At 73.9% G+C, this 16204-nt stretch carries 16 protein-coding genes; 3 read left to right on the top strand and 13 right to left on the bottom strand.

Features of this window, described 5'->3' with window-relative positions; translation table 11 throughout:
* Positions 1-40: 40 nt before the first annotated feature.
* From G8D98_RS11350 to G8D98_RS11335, 4 genes are all read right to left on the bottom strand, one after another.
* Complete coding sequence (locus G8D98_RS11350) at positions 41-343, bottom strand: hypothetical protein (protein ID WP_166103136.1); 303 nt, start codon at positions 341-343, stop codon at positions 41-43.
* Positions 340-1203, bottom strand: coding sequence for an ABC transporter permease (locus G8D98_RS15520; RefSeq protein WP_229661964.1), 864 nt, complete (start codon positions 1201-1203; stop codon positions 340-342). The genes G8D98_RS11350 and G8D98_RS15520 overlap by 4 nt, the downstream gene beginning before the upstream one ends.
* Complete coding sequence (locus G8D98_RS11340) at positions 1200-2366, bottom strand: ABC transporter ATP-binding protein (RefSeq protein WP_166103133.1); 1167 nt, start codon at positions 2364-2366, stop codon at positions 1200-1202. The genes G8D98_RS15520 and G8D98_RS11340 overlap by 4 nt, the downstream gene beginning before the upstream one ends.
* Before the next feature lie 72 nt (positions 2367-2438).
* The gene (locus tag G8D98_RS11335) at positions 2439-3098 is read right to left on the bottom strand and encodes an ABC transporter permease (RefSeq protein WP_166103131.1); all 660 of its coding nucleotides are present in this window, start codon (positions 3096-3098) and stop codon (positions 2439-2441) included.
* Positions 3099-3319: 221 nt separating this feature from the next.
* Between G8D98_RS11335 and G8D98_RS11330 the strand changes: the two genes are divergently transcribed.
* Positions 3320-5530: a HelD family protein gene (locus G8D98_RS11330; protein WP_166103128.1), complete on the top strand. Its 2211-nt coding sequence runs from the start codon at positions 3320-3322 to the stop codon at positions 5528-5530.
* Between the two features lie 163 nt (positions 5531-5693).
* Here G8D98_RS11330 and G8D98_RS11325 read toward each other — a convergent pair whose 3' ends face one another.
* The 6 genes from G8D98_RS11325 to G8D98_RS11300 form a co-directional block, all read right to left on the bottom strand.
* Positions 5694-6995, bottom strand: a complete 1302-nt coding sequence (locus tag G8D98_RS11325) for an adenylosuccinate synthase (protein ID WP_166103126.1) — start codon at positions 6993-6995, stop codon at positions 5694-5696.
* Between the two features lie 124 nt (positions 6996-7119).
* Entirely contained in the window at positions 7120-7902 is a 783-nt protein-coding gene (locus tag G8D98_RS11320) for a helix-turn-helix domain-containing protein (protein ID WP_166103123.1), read from the bottom strand.
* A gap of 17 nt (positions 7903-7919) precedes the next feature.
* Positions 7920-8327 carry a DUF3151 domain-containing protein gene (locus G8D98_RS11315; protein ID WP_166103120.1) on the bottom strand — a complete coding sequence of 136 codons (408 nt, stop codon included), beginning with the start codon at positions 8325-8327 and terminating at the stop codon, positions 7920-7922.
* Between the two features lie 121 nt (positions 8328-8448).
* Positions 8449-9477, bottom strand: a complete 1029-nt coding sequence (gene fbaA, locus G8D98_RS11310; RefSeq protein ID WP_166103117.1) for a class II fructose-bisphosphate aldolase — start codon at positions 9475-9477, stop codon at positions 8449-8451.
* Positions 9478-9847: 370 nt separating this feature from the next.
* The gene (locus G8D98_RS11305) at positions 9848-10918 is read right to left on the bottom strand and encodes an LLM class flavin-dependent oxidoreductase (protein WP_205859767.1); all 1071 of its coding nucleotides are present in this window, start codon (positions 10916-10918) and stop codon (positions 9848-9850) included.
* A 28-nt stretch (positions 10919-10946) separates the two neighbouring features.
* The gene (locus tag G8D98_RS11300) at positions 10947-11549 is read right to left on the bottom strand and encodes a CGNR zinc finger domain-containing protein (RefSeq protein WP_166103115.1); all 603 of its coding nucleotides are present in this window, start codon (positions 11547-11549) and stop codon (positions 10947-10949) included.
* 96 nt (positions 11550-11645) lie between these two features.
* Here G8D98_RS11300 and G8D98_RS11295 point away from each other — a divergent pair, with 96 nt between their 5' ends.
* Positions 11646-12926, top strand: coding sequence for an MFS transporter (locus tag G8D98_RS11295; RefSeq protein WP_166103112.1), 1281 nt, complete (start codon positions 11646-11648; stop codon positions 12924-12926).
* Here the strand turns inward: G8D98_RS11295 and G8D98_RS11290 are convergent.
* Positions 12923-13567, bottom strand: coding sequence for a TrmH family RNA methyltransferase (locus tag G8D98_RS11290; protein ID WP_229661965.1), 645 nt, complete (start codon positions 13565-13567; stop codon positions 12923-12925). The two genes, G8D98_RS11295 and G8D98_RS11290, sit on opposite strands and share 4 nt — an antisense overlap.
* Before the next feature lie 90 nt (positions 13568-13657).
* Here G8D98_RS11290 and G8D98_RS11285 point away from each other — a divergent pair, with 90 nt between their 5' ends.
* A complete protein-coding gene (locus G8D98_RS11285; protein ID WP_166103224.1) occupies positions 13658-14338 on the top strand; it encodes a VTT domain-containing protein in 681 nt (226 codons plus the stop codon).
* 24 nt (positions 14339-14362) lie between these two features.
* Here G8D98_RS11285 and G8D98_RS11280 read toward each other — a convergent pair whose 3' ends face one another.
* Entirely contained in the window at positions 14363-14992 is a 630-nt protein-coding gene (locus tag G8D98_RS11280) for a response regulator (RefSeq protein ID WP_166103109.1), read from the bottom strand.
* Positions 14989-16203, bottom strand: coding sequence for a sensor histidine kinase (locus tag G8D98_RS11275; protein WP_166103106.1), 1215 nt, complete (start codon positions 16201-16203; stop codon positions 14989-14991). Before G8D98_RS11275 ends, G8D98_RS11280 begins: the two co-directional genes overlap by 4 nt.
* Position 16204 lies beyond the last annotated feature (1 nt).

The raw sequence follows: 16204 nt of genomic DNA, 5'->3' as shown, positions 1-16204 counted from the left end.
CCGGCGGCGGCGGTCCCTTCGGGGGCCGCCGCCGTCGGCGTCAGTCCCGCAGTGGTACCCGGGCCAGGTCGGCGACCCGGGCCGCCAGGTGCGCGGGCAGCCCGGTCCGGCAGCGCGGCCCGCTCGCCAGGCGCAGGGTGACGACGTCGTCGAACGGCCCCGGCTTCTCGACGTGGTCCACCTGGCCCCAGGAGACCCGGCGCCCGCGGCGGCGCAGGTCCACACCGAACGCGTCGGCGACGTAGGCCGACCGCACGAGGACCCGCAGCGGCAGCGCCCACAGGGGCCGCCGGGGGCGGACGACGAGACGGCCACCCTCGTCGTCGACCTCGTAGCGCCTCACACGCCCCGGGGGCGCAGGTAGGTCTCGGCGAGCGCGCCGATCCAGTCGAAGGTCAGCGCGACGATGGCGACCATGGCGGCCCCGATGATCAGGACGGCGTCCTGCTGCAGCTTCAGGCCGACGGAGATCGTCACGCCGAGACCGCCGCCGCCGATGAGGTAGGCGAGCGTGGCCATCCCGATGTTGAGGATCATCGCGACGCGCACGCCGGCGAGGATGACGGGCACGGCCAGCGGCAGCTCGATGCGGGTGAGCACCCGCAGCCGGGTCATCCCCATGCCGCGGCCGGCCTCGATGACCGCACGGTCGACGCCGTCGAGGCCGACCATCGTGTTGCGCAGCACCGGCAGGATCGCGTAGATGACGAGCGCGACGACGGTGGTCCACAGCCCCTGGCCGAGAAGGGAGAGGAAGAGGATCAGCAGGCCGTAGGCCGGCAGCGCCTGGCCGGAGTTGGCGACCGTGACGATGGCCGGTGCGAAGCGGCGCATCGGCGGGCGGGTCAGCGCGATACCCAGGGGGATGGCGACGAGCACGACGAGCAGCGTGGACCAGAAGGAGATCTTCAGGTGCTGGACGAGCTGCGGCCACAGCTTCGTCCCCCACTCCAGCGGCGAGGCCTGCTGGATGACGGAGTCGCCGAGCCCCAGGCTGCGGTAGTAGAGGTAGACGGCGAGGACCAGCCCGAGGATGCCCACGGGCGCGAGCTTGAGCCCGAGGTGGTTGCGGCGCGCGCGGGTCAGCCAGCCCGGCCCCCCGGTGGTCTCGGGGCCTCCCTGGCCGCTCGGCGCGGGGTCGCGGCCGTCGGTGGTCGTCCCGTGGTCCCCGGTGCGCAGGTGGGCCGGGGCGATCTGGCTCACGAGGACGCCTCCATGCGCTCGTAGTGCTCGCGCGCCTCGAGCCGTGCCCGACGGATCTGCTGGTTGAGGTAGGTGAGCCGCACGACCCCGTAGTACGAGCCGTCCTCGCGGACGACCACCGCGACCGCGGCCTCGCTGATGAGCATCTGCTCCAGCGCCTCGAACAGCGTCGCCCCGAGCTGGACCTTGGCGAGCACCTCGGTCCCCGACTCGGCGGTCACCGGGGTGCCCTGGCCGAGCTCCTCGGTCGAGACCCAGCGCAGCGGCCGCTGCTCGTCGTCGAGGACGAGCACCCAGGTGGCGTGGACGGCGTGCGCCCGCTCGAGGGCCTCGGCCGGGTCGTCGCCGACGGTCATCGTCGGGTAGGGGTCGAGGTCGACGTTGTCGTCGACGACCTCGAAGTGCAGGCCCTTGAGCGTCGAGCCGCTTCCGATGAAGTCCGCGACGAAGTCGTCGACGGGGAAGGCGAGGATCCGCTCGGGGGTGTCGATCTGGCGGATGTGGCTCTGGTCGCCGAGGATGGCGATCCGGTCGCCCATCTTGATCGCCTCGTCGACGTCGTGGGTGACGAAGACGATCGTCTTGCGCAGGGTCTCCTGGACCCGGAGGAACTCGTTCTGCAGCCGGTCGCGGGTGATCGGGTCGATCGCGCCGAAGGGCTCGTCCATGAGCATGATCTCGGGGTCCGCGCCGAGCGCCCGGGCGACCCCGACGCGCTGCGCCTGGCCACCGGAGAGCTCCTTGGGGTAGCGGTCCCGGTAGGTCTCAGGGTCGAGGCCGACGACCGAGAGCAGCTCGTCGACCCGCTCGCCGATCCGGGCCTTGTCCCACCCGAGCATCTTCGGGACGGTCGCGATGTTCTGGGCGATGGTCTGGTGCGGGAAGAGCCCGATCTGCTGGATGACGTAGCCGATACGTCGGCGCAGGGCGTCCGGGTTGACCTTGGTGACGTCCTCGTCGTCGAGGATGATCCGCCCGCCCGTCGGCTCGATCATCCGGTTGATCAGGCGCAGCGTCGTGCTCTTGCCGCAGCCCGAGGGGCCGACGAGGACGAGGATCTCGCCCTCCTTGACCTCGAGGGAGAGGCTGGCGACCGCGGGCGTCTTCGTCCCGAGGTACCTCTTCTCGACCTCTTCGAGGCGGATCTTCGCGTCGTGGCTCATGTCTTCTCGTTCCCTGCCCCGGAGGGCGCTCGTGTGCGAGTCGTCGATGGCTGCCGGGCCGCGGCCCGCGGGCTAGATGCGCTGCCCCCTGGAGGTCGTGGCGCGTTGCACCGCGGCGAGGACGATGTCGAGGACGAGCCCGAGCAGGACGGTGAAGACCGTCCCGGTCCACACCGACTCCAGGCTGTTCGGCAGCCCGAGCCGGGTCAGCCCGCCCTGGATGTAGGAGCCGAGACCGTCGCCGCCGACGAGGACCGCGATCGCGGCGATGCCGACGGTCATCAGCGTCGCGATCCGGATGCCGGTCATCATGATCGGCCAGGCGAGCGGCAGCCGGACCTGGAGCAGCTGGCGCAGCGGGCCCATGCCCATCCCCCGGGCCGACTCCACGACGGCCGGCGGCACGGCGTCCAGGCCGGTCACCGTGTTGCGCAGGATGGGCAGCAACGAGTACAGGAAGAGCGCGTAGATGGCGGGCCGGTTGCCGACGCCGACGATGGGGATGAAGATCGCGAAGAGCGCGAGCGAGGGGATCGTCAGGAAGATGCCCGTGATGCTCAGGGCCGCTGCCCGCAGGACGGGCCGGCGCTGGACGAGGATGCCGAGCAGGACCGAGAAGACCGCTGCGGCGAGGATGGCGGTAAGCACGATGAGGGCGTGCGCCCAGGTCTCCTCGAGGATCTCGTCGGGGCGACCGGAGATGTAGTCGAACCAGCTGAGGATGCCGTCCACGGGGTCCTTCCGTCGGGGTCGAGGACCGACCACACCGTGCGCGCAAGCGCGGCCGGGCTCTCCTTCCTATCAGACCCGGCCCCGGTGCGTCACCGGTCGCGGGGCACCCGTGTCCGGGCCGTGACCCGCTGCGCGCCCCGTCCCGAGGCCCTCCGGAGGCCGCGGACTAGACTGGTGAGTTCCGTGTTCCGGCCCCCGAGACGACAGGAGAGCGTGGCTTCGTGACGACCCACCACCGGGGCCAGCCCGACACCTCCGCCGACGTCGAGCGCGAGGTCGCCCGCGAGCAGGCGCACGTCGACCGGGTGTACGCCGAGCTCGAGAAGGCGACGCTGCGGGCCCGGGACGTCGAGGCCGACGGCCTGGCCCGTGGGCGCACCGACCGCACCGGTGACGTCCGTGACGAGGAGATGACCGGCCTCTTCGAGCGGGACGCCCTCGTGCACGCCGCGGCCCGGCGGCGCGCGGCGATCGACACCCAGTACGAGGGCCTCGTCTTCGGCCGCCTCGACCTCGGCGAGGAGGGCTCGAGCGCCGCCGAGCGGGAGGTCCGGCACATCGGGCGGCTCGGCGTCCGCGACGACGACTACGAGCCGCTGGTCGTCGACTGGCGCGCGCCGGCCGCCGCCGCGTTCTACCGGGCCACCCCCGTCGACCCGATGGGCGTGGTCCGCCGCCGGGTGCTGCGCTGCCGCGGGGACCGCGTCGTCGGCGTCGAGGACGACCTCATGGTGCCCGAGGCGCCCGAGGACATCGTCGTCGTCGGCGACGGCGCCCTCATGGCGGCGCTCACCCGCAGCCGGGGACGCCAGATGCGCGACATCGTCGCGACCATCCAGCGCCACCAGGACGAGGCCATCCGGGCTCCCGCGCGCGGCGTCACCGAGATCACCGGAGGCCCCGGCACGGGCAAGACCGTCGTCGCGCTGCACCGTGCGGCCTACCTGCTCTACGCCGAGCGCCGACGCTTCGAGCACGGTGGCATCCTCGTCATCGGGCCCTCGGCGGCGTACACGGCCTACATCGAGCGGGTGCTGCCCTCGCTCGGCGAGGAGTCGGTCGCGCTGCGCGCCCTCGGCGACGTCGTCGACGGCGTCACCGCGCTGCGCCTGGACACCCCCGAGGTCGCCGAGGTCAAGGGCTCCCTGCGGGTCCGGCGGCTGCTCGCCCGGCTCGTGGCCCGTCCCCCGCTCGGTGCCCCCCGGGTCCTGCGTGCCTTCGTCGCCGGGCACGCCGTCCGCCTCGAGGAGGAGGCCCTGCGGCGGGTGCGCGCCGAGGTGCTGCGCGGCCACCAGCACAACCTCGCCGCGGACGCGGCCCGCGCGGCGCTCGCCGAGGCCGCCTGGCGCTCGGTGCGCCAGGGGGAGCGCTCGGACTTCCTCGACGCCTTCGACTCCTCTCGCGACGTGGACGAGTTCCTCGCGTCGTGGTGGCGGCCGGTCGACCCGCGCGAGCTGCTCCTCGCGCTCGCCGACACCGACGAGGCCTACGGGCTCTCGCGCGGCGTTCTCGACCAGGAGGAGGCCGCGGCCCTGGCCTGGTCCTACCGCGAAGCGCTCGAGACCGGGCAGTGGTCGGTCGCCGACGTCGCGCTCGCCGACGACCTGCTGGCGCGGCTCGGGCCGGTCCCCGAGGCGGTGGAGGAGGACGCGGGTTTCTACGACATCGAGGAGCTCGACGACCTCACCGCCTACGGGGTCCAGGACGTCCGCGCCGGCTCCGGTGGCCCGGGCCGGCCCGGCTCGGGCGCGGTGGTCACCCCGGCCGACGCGCGCGAGCGGCTGCTCGCCGGGCGGCTCGAACGGGCCTCGGGGTACGCCCACGTGCTCGTCGACGAGGCCCAGGACCTCTCGCCGATGCAGTGGCGGATGGTCGCCCGGCGGGGCCGGACGGCCTCGTGGACCGTCGTCGGGGACGCGGCGCAGTCCTCCTGGCCCGACACCGCAGAGGCCGCGCGCGCTCGCGAGGAGGCCTTCACCGGCCTCGAGCGCCGCACGTTCCACATGGACACCAACTACCGCAACGCGCGGGAGATCTTCGACCACGCCCGCGAGGTCGTCCTCCCCCTGGTGCCGGACGCCGACATCCCGGAGGCGGTGCGCGAGACCGGGGTCCGGCCCGTCGACGTCGCGGTCGACGGCTCGCTCGTGGCCGCCGCCGCCGACGCCGTCGAGACCGTGCTCGAGGAGGTCGACGGCTCGGTGGCCGTCGTCACGCCCCGCCGGTGGGCGGACCGGCTCGGCGCGCTCGACGGGGCCGGCGAGGGCCGGGTGCAGGTCGTCGACCCGCTCTCGACCAAGGGGCTGGAGTGGGACGCCACGGTCGTCGTCGACCCCGACGCGATCACCGAGGAGTCACCGGGCGGCGTGCGGGTGCTCTACGTCGTGCTCACCCGGGCAGCACACCGGATGCACGTCCTGCGCCCCGCCTGAGGCCCCCCGAAGGTTCCGGCAACCGGAGAGAACGTTCACTCGGCTGCCGCTTGCACGAGGCCGGTCGCTGAAGCTTCCGGCAGCCGGAGAGAACGTTCACTCGGCTGCCGCTTGCACGAGGCCGGTCGCTGAAGCTTCCGGCAACCGGAGAGAAAGTGCAGGATCAGTCGAGGAGGGGGTGGCGCTGGATGATCTCTTGCCGGCCGGCACCCACCCCGATGGCCGAGACCCGGGCCCCGACGAGCTCCTCGACCCGCAGGACGTAGCGCTGGGCGGCCGCCGGCAGCTCCTCGAAGGTGCGGCACCCCGAGATGTCCTCCCACCAGCCGTCGAGCATCTCGTACACCGGGCGGGCGTGGTGGATGTCGGTCTGCGAGACGGGCATCTCGTCGTGGCGGACACCGTCGACCTCGTAGGCCACGCAGACGGGCACCCGGTCGAACCCGGTGAGCACGTCGAGCTTGGTCATGACAAAGTCGGTCACGCCGTTGACCCGGGTGGCGTAGCGCCCCACGACCGTGTCCATCCAGCCGCAGCGGCGCGGCCGCCCGGTCGTCGTGCCGTACTCGGCGCCCGTCTTGCGCAGGGTCTCGCCGTCGTCGTCGAGCAGCTCGGTCGGGAAGGGACCCTCCCCGACCCGGGTCGTGTAGGCCTTGAGGACGGCGATCACCCGGGAGACCCGCGTCGGCGGGATGCCCGACCCGGTGCACGCGCCGCCGGCGGTCGCCGACGAGGACGTGACGAACGGGTAGGTGCCGTGGTCGACGTCGAGCAGGGTCGCCTGGCCGGCCTCGAGCAGCACGTTGGCCCCCGCGTCGAGCGCCTTCTCCAGCACCCGCGAGGTGTCGGCCACCATGGGGCGCAGCCGCTCGGCGTAGCCGAGCAGCTCCTCGACGACGAGGTCGACCTCCACCGCGCGCGTGTTGTAGATCTTCACGAGCACCTGGTTCTTGAACCCGAGCGCGCCCTCGACCTTCTGCCGCAGGATCCCCTCGTCGAAGAGGTCCTGGACGCGGATGCCGACCCGGTTCATCTTGTCGGCGTACGTCGGGCCGATGCCGCGCCCGGTCGTCCCGATGCGCCGCTTGCCGAGGAAGCGCTCGGTGACCTTGTCGAGGGTGCGGTTGTAGGAGGCGATGACGTGGGCGTTGGCGGAGACGAGCAGCTTGGAGGTGTCGACGCCGCGGGCCTGCAGACCGTCGAGCTCCTCGAAGAGCACCTCGAGGTCGATGACGACGCCGTTGCCGATGACCGGCGTCACCGACGGGGTGAGGATCCCCGAGGGCAGCAGGTGCAGCGCGTACTTCTCGCGACCACCGTCCGGCCCCTCGATGACCACGGTGTGCCCGGCGTTGTTGCCCCCGTTGAACTTCACGACGTAGTCGACGTCCTCGCCCATGAGGTCGGTCGCCTTGCCCTTGCCCTCGTCGCCCCACTGGGCTCCGACCAGCACGATCGCCGGCATCCCCGGCTCCTTCCGACACAGCGGCACCGGGGCCGTCGGTGCCCCGGCGTGACGAAGGCCCCACCCGGGTCGAGGGCGAGGCCTGGTCCGCCCCACTGTACCGCGCCGGCGACGGCGCCCGCGGTCAGCGGCGGCGGCTCGCCAGGGCCCACCCGAGCTGGAAGCGGGTGTCGACACCGTGGGTCGCCATGAGCCGGGCGACCCGGCGACGGACCGTGCGCAGGCTCACGCCGAGGTGCCGGGCGATCGCCTCGTCCTTGACCCCGAGCTCGAGCAGCTCCACGAGCCGCGGGTCGCCCTCGCCGGCGCCGTCCCCCGTCGGGACGGGTGCCGCGTGCCGCCAGGCGAGGTCGAAGTAGGCGGCGTAGAGCCGGATGACCAGCGGGTCCCGCAACAGCACGTAGCCGCCGGCGAGGTCGTCCCACCCCCCGAGCGCGACGACGGCACTCTCGCCGAAGACGGCGAACTCGGTCGAGGTGTCCGGCAGGACGCGCTGGTCCTCACCGGCCTCGGCCCACATCGCGAGCCACCGCTGGCCGCTCGGCGTGGTCAGGACGTCGGCCGGGTAGACGGCGCGCTGCGGGTCGCCGCGCTCCATCCGCTCCCGGTTCGCGCGCACGGTGGCCTCGTCGAGCGCGGGCCCCTGGTCGACGGTGAGGACGAAGTTGCGGACCATCCCCCGGCTCTCGGCGAGCAGCCGGTTGACGACCGAGGGGGTGGCCGTGTCCGGGAGGGGCTCGCCCCGGGTGTCCCGGGCGCCGAGCGAGCGGCTCGTGGCCGAGGCGAGCAGCCGGGCGGCCTCCTCGAGCTCGCGCTGCCGCTGCTCGGTGCGCTCGCGCTCGAGGCGCACGTGCTCCTCGAGGGCGAGCAGTACCCCGGCGTCCGGCTCGGGCGAGGTGTCGGCCACCTGCGGGTCCCGCGGGCTCAGAGGCCGAGCGCGCGCGCGGCGGTCGCGCTCGAGGCTCGCAGGAGCTCGGCGCAGCGGCGGCGCTCCTCCTCCTCGGCGATCTCGCCCGCCGCACGGGCTAAGGCGGCGAGGGCGCGCAGGAAGCCGCGGTTCGGCTCGTGCTCCCAGGGCACCGGTCCCTGGCCGCGCCAGCCGTTGCGGCGCAGCGCGTCGAGCCCTCGGTGGTAGCCCGTCCGGGCGAACGCGTACGCCTCGACCGCTCGACCGGCCGCCAGGGCCTGCTCGGCGAGGACCGCCCAGGCCAGCGAGGACGCGGGGTACCTCGCGGCCGCCGCGTCCGGGGCGAGCCCGTCCTGCAGCGCCGTGGCGCACGGGTCCTCGGGCAGGTGGGTGGGCGGGATGCCGAGTAGGTCGTTCGTCGTCATGCCGGCCACGCTAGCCCGCCCGCTGCCCCTCTCGAGTGAACAGGACACGCCGCCGGCGACGGTGCGCGGGCGGCGGGTCCTGTTCACTCGAGGGCGTGGGGCCTCGGGACGGTGGCGCGGGTCAGCCCTGGTGGGTGCCGGCGGAGCGGAGGTTCTCGCAGGCCTCGACGACGCGGGCCGCCATCCCGCCCTCGGCCTCCTTGCCCCACGCGCGGGGGTCGTACTGCTTCTTGTTGCCGACCTCGCCGTCGACCTTGAGCACGCCGTCGTAGTGCCGGTACATCCAGTCGGCGACCGGGCGGGTGAAGGCGTACTGGGTGTCGGTGTCGACGTTCATCTTCACGACGCCGTAGTCGACGGCGGCGGCGATCTCCTCGGGCAGCGAGCCGGAGCCGCCGTGGAAGACGAGGTGGAAGGGCTTGTCGTCGGCGGTGCCGAACTCGCGGTGCACGGCGTCCTGCGCCGCCTTGAGCACGTCCGGGCGCAGCTTGACGTTGCCCGGCTTGTAGACCCCGTGGACGTTGCCGAAGGTGAGCGCCGTCATGTAGTAGCCGTTCTCACCGGTCCCGAGCGCCTTCGCGGTGGCGATGGCGTCCTCGGGGGTCGAGTAGAGCTTGTCGTTGATCGCGTTGGCGACGCCGTCCTCCTCGCCACCGACGACCCCGACCTCGATCTCGAGGATGACGCGGGCCTCACGGCAGCGGGCGAGGAGCTCCTCGGCGATGACGAGGTTCTCCTCGAGCGGCACCGCGGAGCCGTCCCACATGTGGCTCTGGAAGATCGGCAGCCCGCCGGCCTTGACCCGCTCGGCCGAGGCCGCGAGCAGCGGGCGCACGAAGCCGTCGAGCTTGTTCTTGGGGCAGTGGTCGGTGTGGAGGGCGATGTTCACCGGGTAGTTCTTCGCGACCTCCTCCGCGTACGCGGCCAGCGCGATCGAGCCGGTGACCATGTCCTTGACGGTGGACCCGGAGGCGTACTCCGCACCGCCGGTCGAGACCTGGATGATGCCGTCCGAGCCGGCCTCGGCGAACCCGCGGATGGCCGCGGTCACCGTCTGGCTCGAGGTGATGTTGATGGCGGGGTAGGCGAAGGAGCCGTTCTTGGCCCGGTCGAGCATGTCGGCGTAGACCTCGGGCGTTGCGATGGGCACGGTGTTCTCCTCGTGACGTGGTGGTGGCCCTACGCCACCGATCTTTCCACCATCGCCCTCGGGCCGTGCGGCGGCCTCGGTGCCGGCCGCGGGGGACGGGAACGGGGCGGTGCAGCGCACCGCCCCGTCCGGCGGCCGCCCAGGCCCCTGCACCGTGGGGAGTCGCCCAGCCTGTGGTCCGTGGACCGGCTGCCCTCAGGGTCACGCGCTGCCGTCGCTGCCCGTGCCTGATCAGTGCTCATCATGTGGGGGCCAGCCGCCCGGTGCCTAGGAGTTCGCGTCTCGACAACGTTGTCGACACCGGAATCAGTGACGGACGCGACGGATGTGACAACGGTGACAGGGCGGGCGCGAGCCGCTGCGGGACCGGTCAGCGCAGGGCCTCGGCGAGCAGGCGCAGGGTCTCCTCCCGCGCCGGGGCCCGGTCGGCCGGGGTGCCCGCGGTGGCACCGGCGACCGGGTGGACCATGACCTCCTCGACACCGAAGGTGTCGGCCAGCCGGGCGATGGTGCGCGCGGCCTCCTCCGGGGCCCCCACCACCCAGCGGCCGAGCATCTCCTGGGCGAGCGCCTCGTGCTGCGGGGCCAGGGGCGCCGCCTCGGCCTCCTCCACGAGCGGCTGGGCGCGCAGCGGCTGGCCGGTCCGCAACGCCACCATGGCGTGCAGGTTCGGCAGCGCCAGTGCCCGCGCCTCCTCGGCCGTCGGCGCGACCACGGCGTTGACCGTGAGGAAGGTACGTGGCAGCGGGTGCTCGGGGGAGGGCCGGTAGGTCTCGCGGTAGAGCGCGAGGGCCTGCGCCGTCCCGCGCCCGGAGAAGTGGTGGGCGAAGACGTAGGGCAGCCCGCGCGAGGCCGCGAGCCGGGCCGAGTAGTCCGAGGACCCGAGCAGCCACACCGTAGGCACCGACGTGGCCCGCGGCGTGGCGCGCAGGACGTGCTCGCCCTCGGCGAGCCGGAGCGGCACCCCCTGCGGGGACATCATCGCCAGGACGGCGTCGACGTGGTCGGGGAAGCGCTCGACGGCGTCGGCCTCGACCCCACCACCGCCGCTGCGCAGGGCCCACGAGGTCACCGGGTCGGTGCCAGGCGCGCGGCCGATGCCGAGGTCGATGCGCCCGGGGAAGGCGGCCTCGAGGAGGGCGAACTGCTCGGCGACCACGAGCGGGGCGTGGTTGGGCAGCATGACACCCCCGGAGCCGACCCGGATGCGCTCGGTGGCCCCGGCGACCATCGCGGCGAGCACCGGAGGGTTCGTCGCCGCGACCGAGGGCATGTTGTGGTGCTCGGCGAGCCAGTAGCGCCGGTAGCCCAGGGCGTCGGCGGTCGCGGCCAGGGCCTCGGTGGCCCGCAGGGCCTGCGTGCTGCCCTGGTCGCTGCGGACCGGCACGAGGTCGAGGACGGACAGGGCGGGGGCCGGGGGCCGGCTCGGGGTGGCGCTCACCCCCGGTGCAGCGGCGGCGCGCAGCCGGCTATTCCGCGACCCGGTGGCGCCGGTAGTAGGCGCGGGCGCGGTTGCGGTCGCCGCAGTCCGAGGCCGAGCACCAGCGCCGGTTGTGCCGCGGGCTGGTGTCCAGGTAGACCCAGCCGCACTCGTCGTCCTCGCACTGGTGCAGCAGGCGCAGCCGGTCGCTGCCGGCGAGGTCGAGCACGGCGCGCACCGCGCGGTCCACCGGCGTGGTCGCCGCGACGGCGGAGTCGACCCACCGCCACCGGCCACCCTGCTCCGGCCCGCCCTCCTCGAGGCGGGCGCGGCCCAGGGCCACCCGGTAGCGGGACGCGACACGCTCGGCTGCGGCGGCGTCGCCCTCGACGAGCATCGCGTAGGCGTCCTCCCGCAGCCCGCGGGCGTCGGCCACGAGGGCCTCGGCCGCGGCGGCGTCGCCGGCGAGCGTCGCCGCGAGCCGGGCGTGCTCGGTCTCGTCGAGGAAGCCGGTCTGGAGCGCCCAGTCGAGCACCCGGGCGGAGTCGCCGAGGAGCTCCTCACGGCCCGGGCCGCGCAGGCGCCAGCTGACGGTGTTGAGCAGCTCGAGGCCGGGGTCCCCGGTCACCTGTCCGAACGTCGCGCGAGCCATGACTCCTACCTCATGGGTGTATGCCCTGTTGACCATGAGCATACCCCGTGCCACTCTCATGGGTAATCGTTCTAGTACCCATGAGAGTGGCCCGAGATGGACCCGAGCGTCGCCCTCGTCCGCACCCACCGCAGCTTCCGGTGGTACTGGCTCGGGCAGAGCATCTCCAGCGCCGGCAGCCAGGTGACGGTCCTGGCCCTCCCGCTCGTCACGGCCCTCGCCCTCGACGGCTCCCCCGCGGACGTCGGCGCCGTCGCGACCGCCGCGATGCTCCCCTACCTGCTCTTCTCGCTCGTCGCCGGGCACCTGCTCGAGGGCCGCCAGGGCCGGCAGACGATGGTTCCCGCCGACCTCGCCCAGGCCGTCCTGCTCGCGCTCGTGCCGCTCGCCGCCGCCACCGGGTGGCTCACGGTCCCGCTGCTCGCCGTCATCGCCTTCCTCGCCGGCACCGCCGCGCTCGTCTTCGGCGTCAGCGCGTTCGCCTACGTGCCCTCGCTCGTCGAGCGCCGCGACCTCGCGGCGGCCAACCGGGCGGTCCAGGGCTCGCGCACGGTCACCGAGGTCGCCGGCCCGGGGCTCGCCGGCCTGCTCGTGGGCGCCCTCGGCCCGGCGGCCGCCATGGCCGTGGACGCCCTGAGCTACCTCGCCTCGGCGCTGGGGGTCGCGATGGGACGCCCCGCCCGTCCCCCGGCGCGGGCGGAGGACCCCGGGGAGGGGGCGGGCGAGGAGCGCGTGCGGGTGACCACCGGCCTGCGGATCCTCTTCCGGGACCGGCACCTGCGCGCCCTCACCGTGCACGCGGCCGCGTACAACCTCGCCGAGGAGGTCTTCCTCATCAACCTGGTCCTCTGGGCGGTCCAGGACCAGGACGTGCCCGCGAGCGCGTACGGCCTGGCCCTGGCGATGGCGGGCGTGGGGGGCCTCGTCGGCACCCTGAGCGCCCTGCGCCTCGCCGACCGGCTCGGCTTCGGCCGCGCCTTCGCGGCCTCGCTCGTCCTCAGCTGCGGTGTGCCCGTGCTCGTCGCCGGGTGGCCGCTGCACGGCGTGGCCCTCGCCGTCGCCCTCGGCCTGGTCATGCTGGTCTCCGGCGCCGGGCTCGGCAACGCGAACGTCTACTCCCTGACCCTCCGCCAGACGCTCATCCCGCCCACCCAGCTCTCCCGCTCGGCGGGGGCGTACACGCAGGTGATGTACGGGTCCATCCCACTCGGCTCGGCCCTCGGCGGCCTCGTCGGCGAGACCCTCGGCACCCGGGTCGGGGTGCTCCTCGGCGGGGTCGGGATCGCGCTGTCGGCCGCGCCCATGCTCACCCGCTCGGTCCGCTCACTGCGGCTCGACCTGTCCGCCACCGCACCGGCCGAGGCTGCGGCCGACTAGGTCGCCCGCGGCAGCTGGCCGAAGACGTGGCGGCGGCTCCAGGCGTGCATCGCGACCGCCGCCGCGGCCCCGGCGTTGAGCGAGCGGGTCGACCCGAGCTGGGTGATGTGCACGACGACGTCGCACACCTGCTGCAGCTGCGGGGTCAGCCCCGAGCCCTCCTGGCCGAACACGAGGACGCACGCCCGCGGCAGGTCGGAGGTCTCCAGGGGCACCGAGCCCGGCACGTTGTCGACCCCGACGAGCGGGAGCGCAGCGCCGTCCTCGCCGCCGGTGGCCGCCCAGCGCGCGAGGGCAGTCGCGTCCGGATGGTGCAGCTCGTGCTGGTAGCGGTCGGTGACCATCGCCCCCCGGCGGTTCCACCGGCGCCGACCGACGACGTGGAAGGCGGCGACGTTCATCGCGTTCGCCGTACGGACGACCGAGCCGATGTTGAGGTCGTGCCGCCAGTTCTCGATCGCGACGTGCACCGGCTGCCGCCGGGTGTCGAGGTCGGCGACGATGGCCGCCATCCGCCAGTACCGGTAGCGGTCGACGACGTTGCGCCGGTCGCCGTGCCGCAGCAGCTCGGGGTCCCAGTGCTCGCCCTCCGGCCACGGCCCCTCCCACGGGCCGACGCCGACCGTCTGCTCCTGCTCCACGTCCGCGAGCCTACGGAAGGCTCCCCCACAGGGCCCACCCAGCGCGCGCCCAGCCCCGTACCGCCCGTGACCGCCTACCCTGAAGCGGTGATGCATGCCCTCGGACCGGACTGGATGGACCCCCAGTACCTCTTCGACACCTACGGGTCGGCCTTCTTCTGGCTCTCCCTGGCCATCGTGTTCGTCGAGTGCGGCCTGTTCTTCCCCATCCTCCCCGGGGACTCGCTGCTCTTCGCGATCGGCATCTTCGTCGCCGGTGGCCAGCTGCACGTCAACATCGTCCTGGCCATGGCGGCCCTCTTCGTGGCCGCGTTCGCGGGCAACGTCGTCGGCTACGAGATCGGCCGCGCCGTCGGCGCCCCGCTGCGCGAGCGCGACGGCAAGGTCATCCGGCGGGAGTACTTCGAGAAGACGACGGAGTTCTTCGACAGGTACGGCGCGCGGGCCCTGGTCATCGGCCGGTTCGTCCCCATCGTGCGCACCTACATCACCGTCGTCGCCGGCATCGGCCGGATGCAGCGGCGGCACTTCTTCACCTGGTCGGCGGTCGGCGCCGCGCTGTGGGTGCTCGTGGTCACCCTCGCCGGCTACTTCCTCGGTGGGGTCCCGCTGGTCCGGGACAACCTCGAGGCCGCGATCCTGCTCATCGTCGCGCTCTCCGTCCTCCCCATGGTCATCGAGTACCTCCGCCACCGCCGTTCGGCGCGGGTGGCCGCCGCGCAGGTCGCCCCCCAGGCGTCCGAGGCCGTCGAGGACGTCGAGCCGCGCTGAGGAGGTCTTCCTCCCGCACAAGGCTCAGCCGCCGAGGTCGACCAGCCCCCGCCGGTGCGCCTCGGTGACCGCGGCGGTGCGGTCCTGCACCCCGAGCTTGGCGAAGGCCCGCAGCAGGTGCGTCTTGACCGTCGCCTCGCCGATGAACAGCTCGCGCCCGATCTCGGCGTTGGACAGCCCCCGCGCGACGAGACCGAGCACCTGCACCTCGCGCGCGGTCAGCTCCGGCACCGCGGGAGCCCGGAGGCGGTCGGCCAGCCGGGCGGCGACCGGTGGCGCGAGCACCGTCTCCCCCCGCGCTGCTCGGCGGATCGCGTCGGTGAGGAGCGCCGTCGGGGTGTCCTTGAGCAGGTAGCCACGGGCGCCGGCCTCGACGGCGCGGACGATGTCGGCGTCGGTGTCGTAGGTGGTCAGGACGAGGACCTGCGGCGGCTGCGGCAGGGCGCGCAGCCGGGCGGTGGCCTCGGTGCCGTCCATGACGGGCATCCGCAGGTCCATGAGGACGACGTCCGGCTCCAGCCGCGGCACGACCGCCAGCGCCTCGGCGCCGTTCGCGGCCTCGCCGACGACCTCCAGGTCGGCCTCCTCGCCGAGGACGGCGACCATGCCGGCACGCACGACCGGGTGGTCGTCGACGACGAGCAGCCGGATCACCGGGGCACCTCGAGGCGCAGGGCGGTGCCCGCCCCCGGCGCGCTCGTCACCGAGACCTCGCCACCGACCTCGGCCGCCCGGGCCCGGATCCCGTCGAGGCCGAACCCGCCCGCCCCGGCCCGTGGGTCGAAGCCCTGCCCGTCGTCGGTCACCGTGAGCACGACCCGCGCCGGCTCGTACTCCAGGCCGAGCCGCACCCGAGCCGCCGCGGCGTGCCGGCGCACGTTGGACAGCGCCTCCTGCGCCGTGCGTAGCAGGACGACCTCGCAGGCTCCGCCGAGGGGCGCCGGGTCGCCGACGACCGAGACCTCGGCCCGTAGCCCGGCCTCCCGGCTCACCGCCGTGCCGAGCCGCTGCATCGCCTCGGCGAGGGTGCGTGACTGCAGGTGGCCGGGAGTCAGCTCGGCGACGATGAGCCGGGCCTCGGCGAGGTTGTCGACCGCGGTGCGCTCGATGAGCCCCAGGCGCTCCAGCGCGGTGTCGACGTCGCCCCGCGCGAGCGCCGACTCCGCCGCCCGGGCCAGCGCGACGACCGAGGTGAACCCCTGCGCCAGCGTGTCGTGGATCTCCCGGGAGATCCGCTCGCGCTCCTCCTGGACGCCGCGGTCCCGCTCGACCGCCGCCAGGCGGGCCTGGGTGGCACGCAGCTCGTCGATGGTGCGGGCCCGCGAGGCGGCCTCGGCGACGATCCGGTTGATGAACAGGCCGAGCGCGAGTGAGAGGGCGAGCGAGATGACCGAGGTGACGAGGATGGCGCCGACCGCGCCCCGGTCGAACCCGCTCTGGACGAACCGGACGAGCCCGAAGCCCGCGAGGGTGACGAGGGTCCCGACGGCGGCCGTGCGGACCCGGAGCATCGCCCACATCTGGGGGTAGAGGACGAAGAAGAGCATCCACGACTCGGTGCCGGGGTCGAGCACCTGGATGAGCAGCAGCGCCGGCCAGGCGATGCCGTGGTAGACGAGCCCGGCGCGGGTCTCCTGCCGCAGGGCCCGGAGACCGACGAGGCCGTAGGCGGCCGCGATGACGGCGAGCAGCAGCAGTGACGGCCAGCGCCCGAACGTCCCCGGGCCGTCGAGGAGCGCGACGACGACCGAGGCCACCCACACCGCGGCGAAGACCGAGTGCCAGTACGGCTCCTGGCGCCGCCACATCGCCTCCAGGGCGGCACGGGAGTCCCCGGCCCGGGGTGGGCAGCCCTCGTCGCTCACG

Origin of the sequence: Phycicoccus endophyticus (assembly GCF_011326735.1) — a bacterium.
GTDB classification, from domain to species: domain Bacteria; phylum Actinomycetota; class Actinomycetes; order Actinomycetales; family Dermatophilaceae; genus Phycicoccus; species Phycicoccus endophyticus.
The sequence above is the reverse complement of the archived record's forward strand: the minus strand, read 5'-3'. Positions and strand labels throughout refer to the sequence as shown.

Excerpts from the sequence above, each read along its gene's own strand:
- G8D98_RS11300 (WP_166103115.1), bottom strand. The coding sequence starts at position 11,549 with ATGGCTCGCGCGACGTTCGGACAGGTGACCGGGGACCCCGGCCTCGAG.
- G8D98_RS11285 (WP_166103224.1), top strand. The coding sequence starts at position 13,658 with ATGCATGCCCTCGGACCGGACTGGATGGACCCCCAGTACCTCTTCGAC.
- G8D98_RS11340 (WP_166103133.1), bottom strand. The coding sequence starts at position 2,366 with ATGAGCCACGACGCGAAGATCCGCCTCGAAGAGGTCGAGAAGAGGTAC.
- G8D98_RS11325 (WP_166103126.1), bottom strand. The coding sequence starts at position 6,995 with ATGCCGGCGATCGTGCTGGTCGGAGCCCAGTGGGGCGACGAGGGCAAG.
- G8D98_RS11295 (WP_166103112.1), top strand. The coding sequence starts at position 11,646 with ATGGACCCGAGCGTCGCCCTCGTCCGCACCCACCGCAGCTTCCGGTGG.
- G8D98_RS11315 (WP_166103120.1), bottom strand. The coding sequence starts at position 8,327 with ATGACGACGAACGACCTACTCGGCATCCCGCCCACCCACCTGCCCGAG.